The 20,653-nt window shown below is 67.0% G+C and carries 19 protein-coding genes; 10 read left to right on the top strand and 9 right to left on the bottom strand.

Annotation, left to right across the window (positions count from 1 at the left end; translation table 11 throughout):
* The first annotated feature begins 277 nt into the window (after positions 1 to 277).
* From DBO33_RS08860 to DBO33_RS08850, 3 genes are all read left to right on the top strand, one after another.
* On the top strand, positions 278 to 922 hold the full coding sequence (locus DBO33_RS08860) for a TetR/AcrR family transcriptional regulator (RefSeq protein ID WP_107654600.1): 645 nt from the start codon (positions 278 to 280) through the stop codon (positions 920 to 922).
* A 254-nt stretch (positions 923 to 1,176) separates the two neighbouring features.
* Positions 1,177 to 1,431, top strand: a complete 255-nt coding sequence (locus DBO33_RS42630) for an STAS domain-containing protein (protein WP_159080160.1) — start codon at positions 1,177 to 1,179, stop codon at positions 1,429 to 1,431.
* Complete coding sequence (locus tag DBO33_RS08850; RefSeq protein ID WP_107654598.1) at positions 1,428 to 2,375, top strand: sensor histidine kinase; 948 nt, start codon at positions 1,428 to 1,430, stop codon at positions 2,373 to 2,375. Before DBO33_RS42630 ends, DBO33_RS08850 begins: the two co-directional genes overlap by 4 nt.
* 31 nt (positions 2,376 to 2,406) lie before the next feature.
* Here the strand turns inward: DBO33_RS08850 and DBO33_RS08845 are convergent, their stop codons facing one another.
* The 3 genes from DBO33_RS08845 to DBO33_RS08835 are packed head-to-tail and all read right to left on the bottom strand — an operon-like array spanning position 2,407 to position 5,621.
* A complete protein-coding gene (locus DBO33_RS08845; protein WP_107654597.1) occupies positions 2,407 to 3,189 on the bottom strand; it encodes a crotonase/enoyl-CoA hydratase family protein in 783 nt (260 codons plus the stop codon).
* Positions 3,190 to 3,249: 60 nt separating this feature from the next.
* Positions 3,250 to 3,882, bottom strand: a complete 633-nt coding sequence (locus tag DBO33_RS08840) for a TetR/AcrR family transcriptional regulator (RefSeq protein ID WP_107654596.1) — start codon at positions 3,880 to 3,882, stop codon at positions 3,250 to 3,252.
* A complete protein-coding gene (locus DBO33_RS08835) occupies positions 3,879 to 5,621 on the bottom strand; it encodes an N-acyl-D-amino-acid deacylase family protein (protein ID WP_107654595.1) in 1,743 nt (580 codons plus the stop codon). The genes DBO33_RS08840 and DBO33_RS08835 overlap by 4 nt, the downstream gene beginning before the upstream one ends.
* Before the next feature lie 366 nt (positions 5,622 to 5,987).
* On the opposite strand from DBO33_RS08835, the gene DBO33_RS08830 reads away from it, so the two are divergent.
* The 4 genes from DBO33_RS08830 (at position 5,988) to DBO33_RS08815 (ending at position 11,761) form a co-directional block, all read left to right on the top strand.
* A complete protein-coding gene (locus tag DBO33_RS08830) occupies positions 5,988 to 7,943 on the top strand; it encodes a primary-amine oxidase (protein ID WP_107654594.1) in 1,956 nt (651 codons plus the stop codon).
* The gene (locus DBO33_RS08825) at positions 7,936 to 9,345 is read left to right on the top strand and encodes an APC family permease (protein WP_107660090.1); all 1,410 of its coding nucleotides are present in this window, start codon (positions 7,936 to 7,938) and stop codon (positions 9,343 to 9,345) included. Before DBO33_RS08830 ends, DBO33_RS08825 begins: the two co-directional genes overlap by 8 nt.
* A gap of 218 nt (positions 9,346 to 9,563) precedes the next feature.
* Positions 9,564 to 11,072 carry an AIM24 family protein gene (locus DBO33_RS08820; RefSeq protein ID WP_107660089.1) on the top strand — a complete coding sequence of 503 codons (1,509 nt, stop codon included), beginning with the start codon at positions 9,564 to 9,566 and terminating at the stop codon, positions 11,070 to 11,072.
* 242 nt (positions 11,073 to 11,314) lie between these two features.
* A complete protein-coding gene (locus DBO33_RS08815; protein ID WP_107654593.1) occupies positions 11,315 to 11,761 on the top strand; it encodes a L,D-transpeptidase in 447 nt (148 codons plus the stop codon).
* A 101-nt stretch (positions 11,762 to 11,862) separates the two neighbouring features.
* On the opposite strand, the gene DBO33_RS08810 is transcribed toward DBO33_RS08815, so the two are convergent.
* From DBO33_RS08810 to DBO33_RS42625, 3 genes are all read right to left on the bottom strand, one after another.
* Entirely contained in the window at positions 11,863 to 13,317 is a 1,455-nt protein-coding gene (locus tag DBO33_RS08810) for a family 1 glycosylhydrolase (RefSeq protein ID WP_107654592.1), read from the bottom strand.
* Between the two features lie 146 nt (positions 13,318 to 13,463).
* Entirely contained in the window at positions 13,464 to 13,952 is a 489-nt protein-coding gene (locus DBO33_RS08805; protein WP_107654591.1) for a hypothetical protein, read from the bottom strand.
* 5 nt (positions 13,953 to 13,957) lie between these two features.
* Complete coding sequence (locus DBO33_RS42625; protein ID WP_159080159.1) at positions 13,958 to 14,128, bottom strand: hypothetical protein; 171 nt, start codon at positions 14,126 to 14,128, stop codon at positions 13,958 to 13,960.
* 896 nt (positions 14,129 to 15,024) lie between these two features.
* On the opposite strand from DBO33_RS42625, the gene DBO33_RS08800 reads away from it, so the two are divergent.
* Positions 15,025 to 16,719 (top strand): cutinase family protein, encoded by a 1,695-nt coding sequence (locus DBO33_RS08800; protein WP_159080158.1) that lies wholly within the window; start codon positions 15,025 to 15,027, stop codon positions 16,717 to 16,719.
* 53 nt (positions 16,720 to 16,772) lie between these two features.
* Here DBO33_RS08800 and DBO33_RS08795 read toward each other — a convergent pair whose 3' ends face one another.
* Positions 16,773 to 17,246: a hypothetical protein gene (locus DBO33_RS08795; RefSeq protein ID WP_107654589.1), complete on the bottom strand. Its 474-nt coding sequence runs from the start codon at positions 17,244 to 17,246 to the stop codon at positions 16,773 to 16,775.
* Between the two features lie 479 nt (positions 17,247 to 17,725).
* On the bottom strand, positions 17,726 to 18,175 hold the full coding sequence (locus DBO33_RS08790) for a hypothetical protein (protein ID WP_107654588.1): 450 nt from the start codon (positions 18,173 to 18,175) through the stop codon (positions 17,726 to 17,728).
* Between the two features lie 384 nt (positions 18,176 to 18,559).
* Here DBO33_RS08790 and DBO33_RS08785 point away from each other — a divergent pair, with 384 nt between their 5' ends.
* Positions 18,560 to 19,504, top strand: coding sequence for a glycoside hydrolase family protein (locus DBO33_RS08785; protein WP_325050703.1), 945 nt, complete (start codon positions 18,560 to 18,562; stop codon positions 19,502 to 19,504).
* A gap of 384 nt (positions 19,505 to 19,888) precedes the next feature.
* Positions 19,889 to 20,383, top strand: coding sequence for a DUF4254 domain-containing protein (locus tag DBO33_RS08780; protein ID WP_159080157.1), 495 nt, complete (start codon positions 19,889 to 19,891; stop codon positions 20,381 to 20,383).
* A gap of 27 nt (positions 20,384 to 20,410) precedes the next feature.
* Here DBO33_RS08780 and DBO33_RS42620 read toward each other — a convergent pair whose 3' ends face one another.
* Positions 20,411 to 20,566: a hypothetical protein gene (locus DBO33_RS42620; RefSeq protein ID WP_159080156.1), complete on the bottom strand. Its 156-nt coding sequence runs from the start codon at positions 20,564 to 20,566 to the stop codon at positions 20,411 to 20,413.
* Between the last annotated feature and the right edge of the window lie 87 nt (positions 20,567 to 20,653).

The raw sequence follows: 20,653 nt of genomic DNA, 5'->3' as shown, positions 1-20,653 counted from the left end.
ACCCTTCCCACCGGAAGTTTTTCCTGGTGCGGTAGGGCGTCTAACGCATTGGAGTGCAACATTTTTCGGTCTGCGACTCCGATACGACGAAGATATCCGAAACGAAACTGTTTACGCCTCAGGGGAATCCCCCATTTCGCCGTCGATCGTTGGACGTACGCTTCCGCAAGGTTCCCGGGGCGGCAGCCCACTCGACACTCATCGGCGCCGCACCCGAACACGGCAAATCTCCATTATTGCGCCCGATCGGTCGGACTTATTGGATAAGGATATCGACATGACGAACAGGCCCCCGGCCGACGGGCGCCGAGCGCGCGGCGACCGATCCAGAACGGCCGTCCTGGACGCGGTTGTCTCGCTCGCCTCCGTCGAGGGACTCGGCGCATTGAGCATGGGTCAGGTGGCCGCCGAGGCCGGCGTGAGCAAGTCCGGACTGTTCTCGCTCTGGCGCGACAAGGAAGAGCTGCAGTTGGCGGCCATCGAACGCGCGCGACTGCAGTGGGCGGAGCGGGTGGTGCAGCCCGCCATGCAAGCCCCGGCCGGCGTGCGTCAGTTGTGGGCGCTGCACGAGGCGCGATTGGCGTTCTATACCGGCCGGGTGCTGCCCGGCGGCTGCTTCTTCGTGGCCGTCCAGCACGAGTTCGACGACCGGCCGGGGCCGGTGCGCGACCGGATCGTCAGCCTCGCCCGAGAATGGGATGCGTTCGTGCACACCATCATTCGCACCGCACTCGACGCCGGCCAGTTGCGGAAGGACACCGACCCCGGCGTGCTCGCCTTCGAGCTCGACGCGCTCGGGTACGCCGCGATCACCCGTTCACGACTGCTGGACCGCGACGCCGCGTTCACGCAGTCGCGCGCCGCCATGCTGTGGCGACTGCGGGCGTACTGCACCGACCCGTCGATCCTTCCCGCAGCCTGACCGGTACTTTACGAGCGATCGTCCGCGCACGACGTCGCCGTCGAACAGTACGGCGGGCCCGACCCACCACCTGATAGCCGCCGCGCAACGGGGCGTAAGTTTGTGCATAAGTTTCCCTGCCGTGGATAGGCAGAAGGGGTGGTACGACGGTGCAGGCCGAACCAGCGAGACCCGCCGAACGAGGTCCCGCTCTCTCGCCGGATACAACCAGGTTGCGGACGTTTTCGACCAGCAAGCCTCCTGGTCTACGCTGCGTGGGTCAGGTTGACCTCGCGACGCACGACGCGTGGCAGAGCGCGCTGGCCGAACTACCCGCCGCACGCGATATCCACCTGGAGTTGTCCGAGCTGACTTTCATCGATACCCATGGCACCCAGATACTGGTGGAAGCCACGAAACATGAGGCCGAGGGGCGCCGGGTCGTGCTGCACAACCCGCCCGTGACGCTGGTCCGCATCCTCGAGCTGTTCTGGCCGTCGCTTCCCACAATTGAGGTAGACCGCGCATGACCATCACCACCGACCCGCTACCCACCGCAGATCCCTTCGTGCACCCGGCGCTGTTCTACAGCGACACCGAGGAGTACCTGGCGGGCACCGTGGGCTTCATCCGAGCGGGACTGGCCAACAACGAACCGGTCGCGGTCTCGGTCCCGGGGCCCAACCTGGAACTGATCCGCGCCGAACTCGGCGCCGATGCCGAGGCCGTGCGGCTGATGGACATGACCGTCGAAGGCCGCAACCCCGGCCGGATCATTCCTGGCGTGCTGCGGGCTTTCGCCGACACCTACCCGACCGGCCGCGTGCGGATCATCGGCGAACCCATCTGGGCCGGGCGCTCGGCGACCGAGTACCCGGCGTGCGTCCAGCACGAAGCGCTGATCAACGCCGCGTTCACCGGGCGCGAGGTCACCATCCTCTGCCCCTACGACACCGAACGCCTGGACCCGGCCGTGCTGGTCGACGCGCACGCGACGCACCCGACCCTGATCGACGGCGACGGCGAACGCGCCAGCAGCGCCTACGATCCCGACCGCATCGTCGCCTCGTACAACAAGCCGTTGTCCCCGCCGCCCGCCATCGCGAGCGTGCTCGCCTTCGATGCCGCGACGCTCGCCGAGACCCGGCACCGGGCAGGCGCCTACGCGCGCGGCCTCGGCATGGACGACGACCGGATCATCGACCTGGAGTTGGTGATCGCGGAGACCATCACCAACTCGGTGGTGCACGGCGGCGGCAGCGGCACGCTCGCGCTCTGGATCGAGGGCAGGCAGCTCCGCGCTCAGGTCCGCGACGCGGGCCACATCACCAATCCCCTGGCCGGCCGCCTGCCACCGGCCCCGTTCCAATTCGGTGGCCGCGGCCTGCTGCTGGTCAACCACCTCACCGACCTGGTCCGCATCTATACCGGCGTGCACGGCACCACGATTCAGATGGATCTTCGCCTGGCCTGAGCGGCCCGCGACAAGGCCTGGCGTTTCGGCCTTACTTGCCGGTGAACCGCGCCTTACGCCGCTCGACGAACGACTGGATGCCCTCCGCACCGTCGGCCGTCCCGAACAGTTCTGTGACATCGCCGACCAGGTGCTCGGCCGCTGCGGCATTGCCTTCGTCGCGAGCGCGGTGCGCGGAGGCGAGGATGGTGCGCACCCCCAACGGTGCCGAGTCCTCGGCGATCTCGGTGGCCAGCGTGCGCGCCGCGGCGAGTGCCGTCGCCGCGTCGGGGGTGACCTGCTGAACCAGGCCGATCCGGTAGGCCTCGGCGGCATCGAACTCAGCTCCGGTCAGCACCCAGCGCATCGCGTTGCCCCAGCCCGCTTCCCGCCAGAACCGCAGCGTCGCACCGCCGAACGGGTAGATGCCGCGCCGGACCTCCAGCTGACTGAACCGGGTGCCTTCGGCGGCGATCCGGATGTCGGCGGCCAGCAGCAGCTCGATGCCCAGCGTCATGCACCAACCCTGTGCCACCGCGATCACCGGCTTGGTCCAGCGGTAGTTCAGCCGCCACGGATCCAGGCCGTCCTCGGGATAGGTGATCGCGCCGGAGGCGAGCGCGGGCGCGACATCGACCAGGTCGAGGCCCGCGGTGAAATGCTCGCCGTGTCCGAACAGGACGCCGGCGCGCAGCTCGTCGTCGCGCTCGAGCAGGGCGTACGCACGGGAGAGCGCTTCGAGCATCTCCAGGGTGAACGCGTTGCGCTTGTCCGGGCGGTTCAGCCCGATGAGCAGGACATGTCCGTCGCGTTCGACGGTAACGGTGTCGGCCATGGGCTTCAGTCAACAAGACGGCTATCGATTATGCAATAGACCATAATCGGCTGGTCGAGGTCAGCGAGGCGGTTGCTCAGGAGTCCGATTCGACTCGGCCAGCCGCTGGAAGGTGCCTGCGATGTACTCGATCCGAGTGTCTTCGAGCTCGGGTCTGGGATAGGTGGAGCGGAAGATCGCCTCGCCGTCGAACATGTGCACAATCGAGGTGGCCAGCAGGCGCGCGATATCGGCGGGCACGGCAGGGCTGAGGGCCGCGACGGCGACACGCTCGACGTCGTCGATCAGGGCGCGGGCGACCGGGGCGAGGCGGGCCCGCAGCTCCGGTTCGGTGCGCGCGGCGACCAGCAGTTCGAACCAGACCGTATTGGTCTCCTGCCGGATCTGATTGCGGGCGCGATGCAGGACATGCGTCAAATCCAGTGGGTGGCCGGTGTTTTCACGCACCCGAATGTTGTCGAACGCGCGCATGTGCCTGCGACCGACCTCCTCGGCGGCGGCCACCACCAGGTCGGTCCGCGAGTCGAAGTGCCGGAAGATGCCGCCCTTGGAAACGCCTGCGCGGCGGCTGATCTCACCGAGCGAGGCGTTGTGGTAGCCGACCTCGGCGATCGCCTCGATGGTGGCCTCGACGAGTTTGGTGATCGTGGCGGCGCGACGCTGGGCCTGGGTTCGGCGCGGTGGCGCGGTCACCGCACCTGGGACCTGAGGAATCGCCCGGTGCGGTCGGTGCCGAGGATCGGCGCGGCCGTACCGTCACCGAAGACGTACTCACCGCCGATGAAGACGGCCGAGACCGCCCCGTCATTGCGATTCACCATGCGAGACAGATTGTCATACTGCGCGACCGGGCTTTCGGCGTAGGCGTCCAGCGAGTCGTCCAGGTGCGCCGGGTCGATGATCACCAGATCCGCTCGGTCGCCCGCGTTCAGGTGGCCCGCGTCGATCCCGTACCAGTCGGCGAGTTCGCCGGTGAGCCGGTGCACCGCGCGCTCCAGTGACAGGAACGGCGTCCCGGCACGCTCAGCGTCGTGCACGCGACGCAGGAAGCGGAGGCCGAAGTTGTAGAACGCCATGTTCCGCAGGTGGGCGCCTGCGTCCGAAAAACCCAGCTGCACACCGGGATCTGCGCCGAGCTTGGTCAAGAACTTCGGCCGATGGTTGGAAATCGTGGTGCGCCAGCGCAGTTTGGTGCCGTGGGCGACCACCAGATCGAGAAACGCGTCCACCGGGTGCGTGCCGCGCTCCACGCCGACCTGCCCGAACGTCTTCCCGATCACCGAATCGTCCGGGCAGGAGACGATCTCGGCGTCGAAGAAGTCGCGGTGCCAGACCCGCATGCCGAACTTGGCGTCGTAGTCCTTGCGGAACCGCCGCCGATACGACTCGTCCTGCATCAGCGCGTTGCGCTCGACCTGGTCGGCGAGGTGCAGCGCGGCGGCGCCCGAGCCGAACTCCTCGAAGATCACCAGGTCGATGCCGTCGGCGTAGACCTCGAACGGCACCGGCAGGTGCTGCCAGCGGAAGTCGCCGCCGAGCGCGTTCAACGCGCGCGCGATCGGTCCCATGATGTAGACCAGCGCCGGATTCGCCTTGATGTCGGCGGCCGAGAGCAGCGTCGTCTTCAATCGCTTGCGGAAGATGCCCAAACTGCTCAGCGTCATCGCGGCGATACTGCGCACCGAGGCGACGTCGGGTCCGGCCTGCAGTACGCGGCGGCGCCGTCGCAGAATCGCGTTGAGGCGGCGGCGTTCTCGCGCCTTGGCGTAGGTCGACGGCAGCGTGCGCGAGCGGCAGGTGTCGCCGTCGATCTTGTCGAAAAGCAGTTGCTGCGCGGACATTCCGACGAATCCGGCATCGAGCGCCTCGGTCAGCGCCGCTTCCATGGCCGCCTGTTCGGCCGGCGTGGGCCGGACCTCTTTGCGGGTAGCGCGGTCGAGTCCCATCTGCGCGGTCCGGATATCCGAATGCCCCAGCATGGCAGCGATATTCGGGCCGAGCGGCAGCTCCTCCAGCGCCGCGATGTACTCGCGCGCGGACTGCCAGGTCTTGACCTCGTCGACCGCCTCGATGACGTGGCGCCGCGGGATCGCCTCGACCCGGCCGAACAGATCGCCCGCATCGGTCGCCCCGACATGCACGGTCGACAGCGAACACGACCCGAGCAGCACCGTGGTGATGCCGTGGCGCACCGATTCGGTGAGCGCGGGCGTCTTCAGCACCTCGATGTCGTAGTGCGTATGGATGTCGATCATGCCGGGCACGACCCACTTGCCCGCGGCCTCGATGACATTCGGGCAGTCCGTCTCGTCGAGGGGGTCCGCCGACACCGTGACGACACGATCGCCGCGGAGTCCGAGGTGCCGCGTGGCGGAGGGCGAACCGGCGCCGTCGAACCAGCGCCCGGACTTGATGATCGTGTCGTAGCTCACTCTCACATTGCAACCGATCGGTCACTAACCGTCAAGGGGTCGGTTCTCACACCGCACCGGGGTCGGGTGCGCGCAATGATTTGCCATTGCGTAACTCCATGCTCGGAATATGGTCATCAACGCCCGTCATTCTCACCCGAACGAATATGGGATCAGGGTAGTAACTTTGCCTGACAACCGCTCGCTACCACGGACGACTAGCAGATTCACCAGATCGAGCCCGGTCGGCAAATAAGCATCGACAATACGAACGCGCCCGATGCCTACCAATTGTCCGAATAGTTGCTGAATATACTTACCGGACGCAGCTCCGCAGCGAACAACTCCTTGTTTCCCGTATTCGTAGAACCAGGATGGAGGGGCCGCATGCCCACACCGACACCGGAACGTGCCGATCATCCGCTCGCGCTGCCCACCGAAGCGGAGATCGCCGAGGTGCGCGCCGTCGTCGCCGACGCCGGGCTGATCACGCCGACAACACGTTTCGTCTACGTCGGGCTGGACGAACCGGACAAGTACGCCGTGTACGACTGGTCCGACGCCACCCCGTTGGACCGCTGCTTCCGGGTGCTGCTGCACGACGTGGATCGTCCGAACGCCGTGGACCTGACCGTGTCGCTCGGCCGCCGCGTGGTGCTCACGCAGCGCACCATGGACGCGATCGTCGACGGTCAGCTGCCGGTGCTCGACGAGGAGTTCGAGCTGGTAGAGGCGGTGCTGGCGACCGATCCCGACTGGCTGGCCGCGCTGGCCGCCCGCGGCCTCGACGTCACCGAGGTGCGCGTCGCCCCGCTGTCGGCAGGCGTATTCGACTACCCGGGCGAGGCAGGCCGGCGAATCCTACGCGGTTTGGCGTTTCACCAGCAGCACGCGAAGGACCACCCGTGGGCGCATCCGATCGACGGGCTGGTCGCCTTCGTCGACGTCATGACGCGCGAGGTGTTGCGGGTGATCGACGCCGGGCCGGTCGACATACCCCAGGAATCCGGCAATTTCGACGACCCCGGCGTGACCGGCCCATTGCGCAGCACCCAGAAACCGATCGAGATCAGCCAGCCGCAGGGGCCGAGTTTCACCGTGCGCGGCAATCTCGTCGAGTGGGAGAAGTGGTCGGTGCGAGTGGGTTTCGATGCGCGCGAGGGACTTGTGCTGCACCAAATCGGTTTTCACGACGGCGGCCGGCTCCGGCCGATCATCCATCGCGCGTCCATCGCGGAGATGGTGGTGCCCTACGCCGATCCGTCGCCGATCCGCTCCTGGCAGAACTACTTCGACACCGGGGAATACCTCGTCGGGCGCTACGCCAACGCCCTCGAGCTCGGCTGCGACTGCGTCGGCGACATCACCTACTTCGACGCGGTCATCGCCGACGAGGCGGGCCGGCCGCGCGTCCTGAGCAACGCGGTCTGCCTGCACGAAGAGGATTTCGGCGTGCTGTGGAAGCACACCGACCTGTGGACCGGCTCGCGGGAGGTGCGCCGCCAGCGCAGGCTGGTGATCTCCTTCTTCACCACGGTCGGCAACTACGACTACGGCTTCTTCTGGTACCTGTACCTCGACGGGACCATCGGTTTCGAGGTCAAGGCCACCGGAATCGTGTTCACCGCCGCCTATCCCGGCGCCGACCACCCGTTCTCCACGCAGGTGGCGCCCGGTCTCGGTGCGCCGTATCACCAGCACCTGTTCAGCGCGCGACTCGACATGATGGTCGATGGACACCGCAACCAGGTGGCGGAGGTCGAGAGTGTCCGGCTGCCGATCGGCCCGGACAACCCGCACGGCAACGCTTTCACGCGGCGGCGCACCCCGCTGATCCGCGAATCGCAGGCCCAGCGGCTCGCGGACAACCGGGTCGGCCGCACCTGGCACATCAGCAACCCCGAGGTGCGTAACCGCTTGGGACAGCATGTCTCCTACGTCCTGCACCCGGAAGGCAAAGAGACGCTGCTCGCCGCAGACGAGTCACCCATCGCGCAGCGGGCCACGTTCGCCACCAAGAGCCTCTGGGTTACCCGCTACGACCCGAAAGAGCGCTATGCCGCAGGCGATTTCGTGAATCAGCATCCCGGCGGTGCGGGGCTTCCCGACTACGTGTCCGGCGACCGGGCACTCGACAACGAAGACCTCGTCGTGTGGCATACGTTCGGCCTCACGCACTTTCCGCGCCCGGAGGACTGGCCGATCATGCCGGTCGCCTACACCGGATTCACGCTCGAACCGGTCGGCTTCTTCGACCGCAACCCCACCCTCGATGTTCCGCGCACCGGCTCCGGCCACTGCGCCGCCTCGACCAGTCCTTGCCATGGAGCTCCCGATGACTGAATCATCCACTGCCGGTGCACGATTACTCGGTTCGATCGGGGTGACCGGGATCGTATTCCTCGTCATCGCGGCCGCCGCGCCGCTGACCGCCGTCGGCGGCGCGTTGCCACTCATGATCGGGCTCGGCAACGGCGCGGGCGCACCGACCGCCTACCTCGTCGCCGCGGGCGTCCTACTGCTGTTCAGCGTCGGATATGCCGCGATGAGTAGCCATTTGGACGAAGCAGGTGCGTTCTACGCCTACGTCCGCCGGGGCCTCGGCCCCCGGGCAGGGCTCGGTGCGGCGGGGCTGGCTCTGCTGGCATATACCGCCATCCAGGCAGGGATCTACGGCCTGGCGGCGTCGACCGTCGAAGAGCTCGTCGTGCACTACGGTGGGCCCGATTTACCTTGGTACTTCTACGCTTTCGCGCTGATGGCCGTCGTCGCCGTGCTGGGCTACCGCAATATCGAGCTCGGCGCCAAGGTGCTCGGCGTGCTGCTGGTGGTCGAGATCGCCATCATTGTGGCGTTGTCGGCGGCCGTGCTGAGCCGCGGCGGCGCGCACGGCATCGACACCGTCTCCTTCACTCCGTCGGCGTTTTTCGACGGATCTCCCGGGGTCGCGTTGATGTTCGCGATCGCGTCGTTCATCGGGTTCGAGGCCACCGCGATCTACGGCGAGGAGGCCCGGGACCCGCGCCGCACCATCCCCCGGGCCACCTATCTCGCGGTCGGCACGATCGGCGTGCTCTACGCGGTGGCCAGCTGGGCGGTCGTGCTCGCGTTCGGCAGCGATGGCGTCGCGGCGGCCGCGGGCGCGGACCCCGAAGGCCTGACCTTCACCGCCGCGCGGCTGTTCCTCGGCGAATCCGCCGCCGATCTCATGGCAATCCTGCTGGTGACCAGCTTGTTCGCCGCCCTGCTCGCGTTCCACAACGCGATCTCCCGCTACGGCTACGCGCTGGCCCGCGACGGCATCGGTCATCCGGCGCTCGGCCATATCCACCTCCGGCACGGCTCCCCGCACAAGGCCGCACTCGCCCAGACGTTGTCGGCGGCGCTGCTCCTCGGCACCTTCGCACTCGCCGGCGCCGACCCCGTCCTGCAGCTGTTCACCTGGATGTCCGGCCTGGCCACCGTGGCGATGCTGCTGCTGATGCTGCTCACCAGCGTCGCCGTCATCGTCTTCTTCCGCCGCACCGGCGTGGACCGCCGGGCCTGGCACACGGTGATCGCGCCCGTGCTCGGCACCGGCGGACTGGTGCTGATCACAGCGCTGGTCATCGACAACTTCACCACCCTGGTCGGTGGTTCCGCCGTCGTCGCGATCGTCCTGCTGGCCACCGTCGCAGCCACTTTTGCGCTCGGCGTCACCCTCGCCCGCACTGCCCCGAACCCCGCGCAGCCGCACACTATTTGATCTCCCGCAGATCGAATCGCCTGCGAATTCGTCTGCGGGAAGTCGAAAGGTGTGCGGCGGCCGGGTTCGGTACGGCGCGGACGGTGGCGCGCGGGGCCGAGTCGGGACAGACTTGATGCCGTGAATCCCATGCCATTCGGCCCGAGCGCCGATCACCGCGCGGGTGCCCGGTGAGCGCCCTCGCGCGCGGCGAGAACCGGCCGGCGCCAGCCGATCGCATGACGGTGACCGTCGCCTGCTCGGCCGGGGTCGACGTGTCGGCGCTGCTGCTCGGCGCGGACGGACGCGTCCGATCCGACGCCGACTTCGTCTTCTTCAACCAGCCGGTCGGACCCGGCGTCACCTATCGGCACGGCAGCGGTCGTGGTGACATGGTCGACGTGCAGACCAGCGCGCTACCGGCCGACGTCGACAAGGTCGTGGTCACCGCCAGCCTCGACGGCAGCGGACCGCCCACCTTCGCCCGCGCGGGCACGTTGCAGGCGACGATCGGCTCCGATTCGGGCACACTGACTTTCCCGATGGACGGGCTCACCACCGAAACGGCCGTGGTGTGCGTGGAGATCTATCGCCGCGGCGGCGCCTGGAAGGTGCGTGCGGTCGGGCAGGGTTACGACAACGGGCTGGCCGGTATCGCGACGGCGTTCGGGGTGAACATCGACGACGAACCCGAGGCGCCCACGCCGAGCGCTGCTGCTGCCGCACCGGTTTCGCCGCCGGGCTACCCGTCGCAGGCACCGCCTCCGCCCCACGGCGCGCCACCGCCGAACTATTCGCCTCAGGGCGCGCCCTCGAATTATCCACCACCTGGCGCACCGACAAACTATCCGCCGCAGGGTGCACCGCCGAACTACGCACCGCAAGGCGCACCACCGAACTACCCGCCCCAGGGCGCACCACCGAACTACCCACCCCAAGGCGCGCCACCGAACTATCCCCCGCAGGGCGCACCCTCGTATCCCCCGCCCGTCGCGCCCTCACCTCAGCAAGGAGCACTGCCCATGCAGAGCGATCTGTTCAACCCGAACCACGCCGAGGTCACCGGCGTCGGCATCCAGAAGCAGGGCAGCAAGATGATCAAGGTCGCCGTCAACGGCGAGGTCATGGCGCGGGCCGGTTCGATGGTGGCGTACCAGGGCGACATGCAGTTCAAGGCGCTGGGCTCCGGCGGCATCGGCCGGGCGATCACCCAGCGGCTCACCGGCGAGGGCGTGCCGCTGATGAACGTGTCCGGCCGCGGCGACCTGTTCCTCGCCGACAGCGCCGCCGACGTGCACCTCATCGACCTCGACGGCAGCGACGGCCTCACCATCAACGGGTCCAACGTGCTCGCCTTCGACTCGAGCCTGAGCTACCGGGTCCAGCGGGTGCAGGGTGCGGCCGGAGTCGCCAGTAACGCCGGGCTTTTCAACTGCGTCTTCACCGGGCGGGGCCGGATCGCCATCACCACGCACGGCTCGCCCGTGGTCTTGCAGGTGGATCAGCCGACCTACGCCGATCCGCAAGCGGCGGTGGCCTGGTCGTCGAGTTTGCAGACCGGGATCAAGCGCAACGACTCGTTCGGCCTGGGCAGGCTGCTCGGGCGCAGCACCGGTGAGGGCCTCACGCTGGCGTTCTCCGGCCGCGGCTTCGTCATCGTGCAGCCCTCGGAGCTGCCGCCCGGCGGGTTCATCGGCGGCACCGGCGGCGGCCAGCAGGCCGGGCACGGCGGGGGGCTGTTCGGTTAACCAGGGATAGTTCGGCTAACAATTCGCGCGCCACGATTGACCACACGCGCACCGTCCGCGATGATCGGCAGCACCTCGGATTTCTGAGCGTTGCGACGAGGCATTCCTATCACCCTGGGCATTCGGCACAAAGCGTGGCGGTAAGGCGAAGAGAGGTCGGAAATTTGACGAGCAGCAGGCGTTTTCGAGATCGGGCGGCTAGATTCGCGGTACTGGCCGGGGTCGCGTCAGCCGGATTCGCCATGACGGCAACCGCGCAGGCCGAGCCGTTATGGCCCGGCGGCCCCGATATACCGGGTATCCCGGCCATCATTCAGCCGCCGCCTCCCGCGCCGGTCTACGCACCGTGCACCGCGGCGAAGGTGCGCGCGTGCATGCGGCTGTCGACCAAGGAAGTGTGGCTGATGGAGGACGGCCGGACCGTGTTCGGTCCGAAGCCGATCGAGATCGGCAGGCCGGGATACGAGTCGCACGTCGGCGTCTTCGACGTCGACTTCAAGCGGCGGGATTTCTGGAGCACAATGCACAATGCGCCGATGGAATACGCCGTCTTCTTCGACGGCGATATCGCCACACACATCGGGCCGCTCGATTCGATGTCGCACGGCTGCATTCGGATGAACCCCGATGCCGCCGAGGCCACCTTCAATCATTTGGAGCCCGGCGACATAGTCGAAGTCGTGGAGTAACACGATCTTTCAACACGCGAAACGGGATGCCCTCGACGGGCATCCCGTTTTTGCGCTCGGTAACCCTGAAGTCGGCCATCCCAGCCTGATCCAGCAGGCTGCTACGGAGCCGCCACATCGACGCAGCCGGGAGTCGGGTCGACGACGTCGCAACCGGACGGCGCACGGGTGGGCCGATAGTCCGGCGAGACTCCGCCCCCGGCGATGGTCTCGGTGTAGGTGGCGACGGCTTTGGTGGGGCGGCGCTGCAGGGTGGGGTCGCTCAGCACGTCCACGGTGTAGAGGCCGAATCGTGGGCGGTAGCTGCCCCATTCGTAGTTGTCGGTGATGCTCCAGTAGTTGTAGCCGATCAGGTTCACGCCGTCGGCCTTGGCGCGTTGCAACCAGTAGACGGTGTCGCGCAAGTGGTCGCTGCGATTGTAGTTGCCTGTCCCCGGCGTATTGCCGTCGTCGGAGTTGGCATCCTCGGTGGGCATACCGTTCTCGACCACGTAGATCGGCATATCGGGCTTGCCGACCTTGCGCGCCTCCTCCGCATAACGTTTCACCGCGTAGTAGATGCCCTCGGTCCGGATCGGCAGGTTCCACATACCGGGTGACCCGATGGCCGCGATGGACCGGACGGTGGCGGGTGGCGTCGAGGCCGGCGGTTCGTAGGCGAAGTAGTAGTCGACGCCGATGTAGTCGAGGTGATCGGCGATCTTCGCGAACAATGCACCGTTGACCTGATCGTCGATCCCGGCGACGTAGCCGATGTTGCTGGTCACCTGCGCGTCGGGGCGTACCTGGTGAATGTAGTCGTAGATCTTGTTGTGCGCCTCGGCCACCAGATCTTCCATCCGCCCCTGATTGGTGGCGTTGTTGCGTACCTCGTGCATGATGTAGGCGACCGGCTCGTTGATGGTGACCCACAACGGATTTCGCGGCGCGTATCGGTCCACCACCTTGCGCATGTTGGCCAGCCAGGCTTCGACCATTTCCGGGTTGTCCCAGCCGGTGTCCGGCGAATCGGAATGTTTGCCTCGGAAGGCTCCGTCGTACGCCCAGCCCGGGTACACCCAGTGATCGAGGGTGAGCATCGGCCGCATGCCCGCCTTGACGATCTTGGCGATCACCGCGTCGTAGAAGCGGAAGCCGTCGGCGTCCCACTCCAACCGGCTCGTCGGTTGCAGCCGCGCCCACTCGATTCCGATCCGGAACACCTTCACCCCCAGCGACTTCGCCAGATCGATATCGGCGGCGTACCGGTTGTAGAAGTCGATCGCGCTCTGATATCGGTCGAACTCGGGGTGGCGCTCGATGTAGCGCACCCAATTGCTGTCGGGCGCATCGTTGCCCGCGGACACCCGATGCGCCGAAACCGAGCCGGGGCCACCGTTGCCCGGCGCGTGCCCTTCCGACTGGAAGCCGGACGCCGCGACGCCCCAGAGGAAGTCGGGCCCGAGCGCGGCCACCCCCGCCGTTGGCTCCGGCTGAGCAACACCCATGCCGGGGACCAGCAGCGCGGCCATCGAAGCCGCGAGTGCTACCGCGGCACGCCGTGTCCATGTGCGCATAAACCGTGAACTTAACCGATTAATTGCTGAACCTCGGGCAAGCTCGGTCCTCTCGGCGAGTGCAGAGCCTGGAGCACGGATAAGAAGCAGGCTCGGCAACGCAACCAGGCAGTTGCGCGGGCCGACGATTCCGGGATGACCCCGCGTCAGTTCGGCGACATGCGATGGGCGATCCGGGCGATCGTCACGGCAGTCGGGGCACCATAGGCCCCGTTGCTCGCACCGGCGGCGGCCTCCTCTGCCGCGGCGGCGGCATTGGCGACCGTGATGTCGTCGGGGGCGAAGGCGGCGGCCTTCGCGGCGGTGAGCGCGGCGGCGGCCGCGTCCCCGACGGTGACCGCCGCGTCGGCACTGGCGACCGCGTAGAAGGTTGCCTTGATCGCGTGGTTGGCGGCGACATACGCGTGCCATGCGGCGTCGCGGGTGGTGTTCGCGGCCGCGACGGCACGGGCGGCGCCGTGGGCGCGCGCGACATGGTCGACCGCCTTGTCCCGGTTCACCGCACGCCTGCTCGCGGCACTGGCCCGGCCCGCGGCGCTGGTCGCTCTGGCGCGTGCTTGGGCGAGCAGCTCACGGGTGTCGTCGACCTCCAGCACCGCAGTGCCATGGGCGGCACCGGGCAGTAGCGGAATCACTTTGCCTACCAAGGGAACCCGCCGCCATCGACCTGCGGAGCGCCCGCGCCGGACACCCCGAACCAGTCCCGGCCGACGCCGTCCTGGTTCCAGAAAGCCAGCGAATCCGTTGCCGCACAGTAGATTACGATCGCCAGCACGGCAAAAGCCGCTAATTCCTTCGACAAACGCGTCACAGCGAACCTCCTCGATCGTTGCTCGTGCGCCGGTACACCCCGGCGAATGCGGTGGGAGCCACTCAGAATGCGCAGTGGGCGCACATCTCCGTATTGCCCGAATTCGGTCCGGAGCCAACGGAAATGCGCGCCTGCCGCTAGCCCAGAATGCCGAAGGTGAGAATCCCGACCAGGTTCTCCGTTACCGCAAGCACGCTGTTCACTAGACCGAAGAGACCACTCAACATGACTGCTCCTGTGATCGCCATTGACGGATCGATGACATTTGCCGAACGAGAGCACGAGCTGGATCGCCGAGGAAGGCTAGCGCACCTGTCCCCAAAAGGACAAAACACCTGCGCGCGGCGGCCGTCACCGGCGAAGCCGCAGGGCAGCAGCCATTTTGCCAGCTCAGCGGCTGATCAAAAATCGATCGAAGATTCTTCCATCCGAACGTACTCGGGTAACGAAGACACTATCGACGCCTGCCACTGACGGTTCCCGGCATGGTCAGCGTTGGACGCCCAACCGGGTTGTTCGCGCCACCTGGAGTTCTCGTAACGGGGCACCGACATTTCAGACTCGGCGTCGGATCGACCGCACGAAAACTGACCGGGTGGCTTGAAAACACAGGAAACGAAAGGGAGAACATGCTTGCACCGCTCCTCACCGCCGTCGTCACCGCCCTCACCTCGGGCCTCACCAGCGTCGTAACCGCGCTTCTCGGCGGCTGATTCGACACGGTCCGGGGTGGCGCCGAAGCCCACCCCGGACCGCGAACGCCGCAGACCTTCGGTGACCACTACCGGCCACGGGCCGAGCAGAGCAATGTGAAGGTGGAGATAGTGCGTCGAATGCTGTTCTCCAGAACAGGTATTCGGAGACTAGGGACAATCGTCGCAGGTGCGGCCTTCGCTATGCATACCGGAGCGGGCGCCGGCACGGCTCAGCCCGCGCCCGGCCAATCACTGCGCTGCCCAGCCCTGTACGCCATCGGCGTTCCCGGCACGGGCGAGTCATCGCCTGACGCGAATCCTTCGGACGACCGCGGCATGCTGTCGGCGATCTTCCGACCGATGCTGGCGGCCGAGCCGGAACGGACCAATCGCGCGTACGTTCCCTATGAAGCGGGCTTCGGCGGTGCGGTGCCGGGTGGCCAAGTCCCCTACTCGCAGTCGGTCACCGGCGGCTTGCAGCAACTGCGGGCGATGACAGAATCCGTCATGGAACGTTGCCAGGACACCCGATTGGCTTTTGTCGGGTACTCCCAGGGCGCGCACATCGCCTCCTTGCTCGCCCAGGAAATCGGCCGCGGCGAGTCCCCCGTGCCCGCCGACCGGATCGCGGGCGTCGCCTTGCTCGCCGACCCCACTCGCTACCCCGGCGCACCGCTGTTCCCCGGCACTGCCGGAAGACACGCACCGGATCCCGCGCCCGGCACGGTGTCCGCCGGCCTGGCCGCGCTGCAAGCTCAACCCGCTCCCGCCGCGGGCGGCGGAATCGGACCATTGCGCGACCTCGCCCCCGACTTCGGCGCGCTCACCGGCCGGGTCGCGTCGTTCTGCATCGACGGCGACCTGGTCTGCGACTCCCCCGCGAACTCGCCGATCCTGCACATGATCACCAACATCGCCGGGCAGGCGCTGCTGCCGTTGGACGACCCGCTGACCGCGCTGTCCTCGATTACCGACGCGCTGGCCGCCACCGTCAGCAAAACCGCGACCGACGTGGTCGACAAGGATCTGCAGGGCTTTACCCCCGGCAGCCTCGTCCTGTCCCGCGAAAAATCGCTCAGCGAACGACTCGCCGAAGCCTCCGATCCTCGGTCGGTGATCGACGACCCGACCGGCCAGGCGGCCGCGCTGCGCATCGCTACCATCACGCTGAACACCTTGACCAGCATCGTCGGCGTCGTGCTGCATCCGGAAGACGTCTGCCAGATCGGGGCCATCGGCGCCACGGATCCACTCGCCGGCCTGGCCACCCTCGGCACCAAGATGTTCGCCGCGATGCCCAAACGCTCCGCCGCACCACGGTTCACCCAGGTCCTCACCCAGGCGTTCAATGCCATCGGACGCCTGGTCAGCGACAACATCGAGCTCGCCGACACCGAAGTCTGGGGCAGATACCACGACGCGGTAACCCGCCACGGCGCGTATGCCGTCACCGCGGTCGACGCCGAACGCCCCTCGGCGCAATTCATCGCCGACTGGTTCGTAGAACTCGCCCGTGCGCTACCGGTGCCTGCCGAACCCGAACCTGTGCTCGCCCAGCCCGACAGCGTGCTCGTTACCATCCCTGATCCTGAAGTTCGGTCGCCCTCCACCGGTAGCGCGACCAAAACCCCTGCCCCGCAGCGGAAACCGAAGAACCCGGCCATCGAGGTCGGTACCGGTGCGCAGGTGGACACCACTGATCCGTCGCGTGGTCGCATCCGGCCGGAATCCGCAGAGGCGAAGACCAAGCGTCTCACCACAAGTCGGCACCTCGTCTGGGCGTTGCTCCTTTCCGAAAGCGCCTGTCTGCTCTACTCGGGTCGCCGAAGGATCGTCCGTACCGGGTGGGACACCGACTTTCTCCCGGAACGACAGCAGGCAGGTCCGATCGCATAATCGGCGATGCGGACCTGCCTGTTGCCGGATGAATCAGTAACGCGGGGAGATCACTACTCCGACCCGCTCGGCTTGGCCTTGGGCATGTCCCCCTCGACACCCGACTCGGGGCCGAGGAACATATCGAGCCACTTGTCGACAGGTATGCCGCCGAGGCCCAGCTCCGCTCCGCCATTCGGTGGCCGGAGGAAATCCCGCAATGCGGAGTTGAGTGTCGCCGCGAGTTCGGTGTCGACGGCTACCGATTCGTCGCCGGTCTCGCCGCCCTTGCCCTTACCTTCCCCCTCCCCCTTTCCTTTTCCCTTACCCTTTCCCTTGCCTTTTCCGTTGCCTTCCTTGTCATCCATCGCCTTCGGAGCCGCAGCTTCCTCTGCGACGGCGTCGAAGTTCTGCGCCAGAGTGGTCGCGTTCGGCGTGGTACCCGAATCCTGTTGCGGAGCGGCATTTGCCGCGCCGGTGGCAACGGCGAGCGTCGCGGTGACAGCGAACAGCCCGGTCACCGCGGCGATCGCGGTTTTGTGAAACATAGGTAACCCCTTTGTCGTAGCGAATGTGATACCTGCGGCCGACACCTGAACGCCACGTGTCGGCACTACGACATATTCGGATCGACGGCGCGTCTGGATCGGAGAATCAGGGGCGAATTGTCGCTGCGACAGCAGAATTTCCCGATAACGACCAATGAGGCCCGGGGAAACCCCGGGCCTCATCGGACTGTGTACAGCGATAGTGAGCCGCAGGGGCGACCACGACTCACTCTGCGGAACTGTCCCGAACTTCATGGGACTCGACCAGATTACCCACCCGATCCCAATCCCGTGGCGATTCCGGATGGAATGTTCCGCTGACCGTGCCGATCCCAGATAAACGCAACCTTGCATTCGATAAAAAGTGACATGTCGTTGCGCACCACCGCTTCGTCTGCACAGGTAACGCGAAGTCGAATCACCGCTCCGGCTCGCACGTTTCCACGCAGCGGTACGAATGTGGGCGGTCCCGATCAGCGTTATGTCCGGCCGGGGTCGTGCCCGGCCAGCTTGTCGTAGGCGGCACAGGCGGCGAGCAGGGCTTGGTGGGTGTCGACCTGGTGGGGCAGGTCGTCGCCGGCGCTGAGGTCGCGCCAGTCGACCCAGGCGCGGGCCAGTTCGTCGACGGCCTTGCCGACACCGTCGACGCCGGGCGCCGCGGCGGCGATTCCCTCGATCAGGTAGCGGCGCAGGGTGCGCGCGGCGCGTTCGATCCCGGGGCCGTTCACCCGACGCGCGGTGGGCGGGCTCGCCTCGAGCGCGGCGCGATGGCGGTGGATCCACTCGTCCACCGCGGCGAGCAGGCAGGCGGCGCGCAGGATCGGCGCGGCCGGATGTCGTTCGGGGACAACGTCATGCATCGCGTCCAGCAGTTCGCGGGCGGTGGGGAGGGCGGGCGTTGGTCGCTCTCCCTGGGACGGCTCGGGCATGGTTCCGACTCCAGCTACTCGGCGTTCGGCAAACGAGCTGAGGCACGTGACGGCTCGGCACGACCGGCGACCAGGACGCGGTCGACGCGATCTGCCGGGTGGATCCTCTTGCTTGCCTAAAGAATCGCAGTCCGGGTGGTGCGCCGTCTTGGGCTGGGCACCAAGGACGGGTCCGTAACTTGTTCTCCGACACAGCCATTCGATATGCCGATCAGCCTGGTGGGTTCCCCCGTCGAGGTGGCGACCCGATCCAGGCCCAGGACCGCCGGGCGACTCGTCGGGCCGCCGCGGCGTAGAGCTGTGCGAATCGCCGTCCAGTGGGCTGCCCAACTGCCTCCGGCGTGTCGGCAAGCGGGAGGCAACCAGCGTTGGATAATTCGGGATGTGGCATTGGTGACGATGCGTCGCAGGTCCGCGCTGGCCTTGGCGGCAGGCCTGCCGCTCAGCCTGCTGGCACTGAAGCACGCCGCGGCCACCGGGCCGGTGGTGCGGTACACGATGACCGCGTTCACCCATTCCAGCGAAACCGATTTGTACGTCTACGAATCGACCGACGCGACGAACTTCCAGCTACTGCGCGGCCCCGCCTACCGTCCGCCGACCGGCCTGCTGCGCGACCCGTCCCTCTTCCGCCACGTCGACGGCGCCTATTACCTCACCTACACCACCGCATGGGAGGGCCGCACGATCGGCTTCGCGCGCAGCGACGACCGCGTCAACTGGACGCACATGTACGACTACGAGGTGGCGGACCCGAGCGTCACGTCGACCTGGGCGCCGGAATGGCTGGTCGACGCGCAGGGGAACGTCAACGTGATCGTGTCGCTGTCGGACGGGTGCCGATTCACGCCGCATCTGATGAGGGCGGATAACCCGGAACTGAGCTGGTGGGGTCCGCTCACGCCGCTGGCCGGGCTGGGTCCGCCCGCCGGCTACCGGACCCCCGTCGATCGCCCCACCTGCGACCACTTCGGCTACGGCTACATCGACACCACCGTGGTGCACCACTACGGCCGCTACTTCGCGTTCACCAAGAACGAGACCAGCAAACTCGTCGAACTCGCCGTCGCCGCCGACCCGGCCGGCCCGTATGTGTTTGTCGCCACCGGAGATTGGGCGCGCTGGGGCGCGCCGCGCGAAGGCCAGTGCGTCATCCCACTCCCCGGCGGCGGCTGGCGCATCTTCTTCGACGACTACAACCAGGACCACCCCCGGTACTTCTACAGCGACAGCCGCGACGATTTCCGAACCTGGTCCGAGCCAACCGAACTCCCCCACCTGTCCGGCACCGTCCGCCACTTCACCGTGCTGCCCGAGACCAGCTTGTAGACACAGCTCGGCGCTGACCGCCGACCGGCAGATTGCCCGAACATAACCAAAGAGGCCAAACCGGCCCAGGAATGACCTGAATTAGGGTTACGGTGAACCGCGTCACCGACGAGACTTGTAGCTGCATCCGGCGCCGGGCGCTTTGCTCCCTTATCTCGGGTACGCGCAGAACGACCGGCCTCACCCAGAGGATATGGCTGGTCGCTGGTGCCGGATGCACCTCGACCGTCGCTAGGGAAGGCCTACCTTGCCCACGCAACCGGAACACCGATCGATGGGGGACACGCGGTTTCGCGCGTGCGCTATGCCGCAGAGTCTGTGCAGTGAGGCACGAGCCGGTCGCATTTGCCAGCCGCATGCACCAGGCCGCGCCGGCCGCGTCACGTGACCGTGCAGACCGCCGACGGACCGAGGCCATGGGCGATGTGCGGCGAAGGCGGCCGGCGGCCGCTCCTGCCGGACTGGCACGAACTGTCCGCCGCATTGCGACTACAAACCGGGGACCGTCCGGGCGACCACCTGGTCATTCAACTGGCTCGGGCGTTGGCGCAGTTGCATCACACCCGCCGCGCACAGCCGGACCGTTTGGTGGAAATCGACTGCCGCCGTGGCGAAGTCGTCACCGTGATCGATGATTGGGTGGCCAAGCAGGTCCCGCCGCGGCGCACGGACGACCAGCAGGCCGAGTCCCTCGGCAGCACCATCGACCGGATGGCCGCCGCCCAGATCCTCGCCGACCACCTGTTGATGACCGCCGAGAACGTGCCCGAACAGCGCGTGCACGCGGCGTGGTCCCGGCTCGCCGCGCTCGCCAACCAGTGGACCGATCTCGCGCACGACATCGAGACGCGCCGACCACGATCGATCGGGCATCGCTGAGTTGTGGTGCGGGCGCCGGTCTCGGCGTTATGTGGGAATGGTCCAGAGATAAGCCGATATCGGCGGCAGTTCCGTGGTGTCTACGAGGGGGTCGACGCGTAGTAGGCCGATGAATTCTTCGACCGACGTATAGCGCGCCAAAATGTCCTCCAGCAAGCGGCGCGCGGCTTCCTCCGGTTTCATGAGCCGGTTATGCCCACGGGTCCGAAATACAAACTGACCAACAGGTTTCTTTGGTGCTCGATAGTTCGCTGATCGCCGATCCGTCCA

The organism is Nocardia suismassiliense (genome assembly GCF_900269665.1).
In the GTDB taxonomy this organism is placed as follows: Bacteria; Actinomycetota; Actinomycetes; order Mycobacteriales; family Mycobacteriaceae; genus Nocardia; species Nocardia suismassiliense.
This window is presented reverse-complemented; position numbering and strand designations above follow the sequence as displayed.